This window comes from Pseudomonas sp. SIMBA_068 (assembly GCF_046534705.1).
Classification (GTDB): Bacteria; Pseudomonadota; Gammaproteobacteria; order Pseudomonadales; family Pseudomonadaceae; genus Aquipseudomonas; species Aquipseudomonas putida.
Genome location: NZ_JAWRYI010001459.1, coordinates 1 through 241, shown reverse-complemented (window position 1 = coordinate 241; position 241 = coordinate 1). Strand labels below are relative to the sequence as shown.

At 51.0% G+C, this 241-nt stretch carries 1 protein-coding gene; it reads left to right on the top strand.

The annotated features are described in order from the left end of the window. The coding region (zipA, locus tag SB756_RS34470; RefSeq protein ID WP_410913804.1) for a cell division protein ZipA at positions 1-241 on the top strand (241 nt) is incomplete at both ends.

The window sequence follows — 241 nt, the reverse complement described above, 5'->3', positions numbered from 1 at the left end:
AATATGGTGAAACCGGGAACCTTTGATCCTGAAATGAAGGATTTCACTACTCCGGGTGTCACTATCTTTATGCAGGTACCGTCTTACGGTGACGAGCTGCAGAACTTCAAGCTGATGCTGCAATCTGCGCAGCATATTGCCGATGAAGTGGGCGGTGTCGTGCTTGACGATCAGCGCCGTATGATGACTCCGCAGAAATTGCGCGAGTACCAGGACATCATCCGCGAAGTCAAAGACGCCA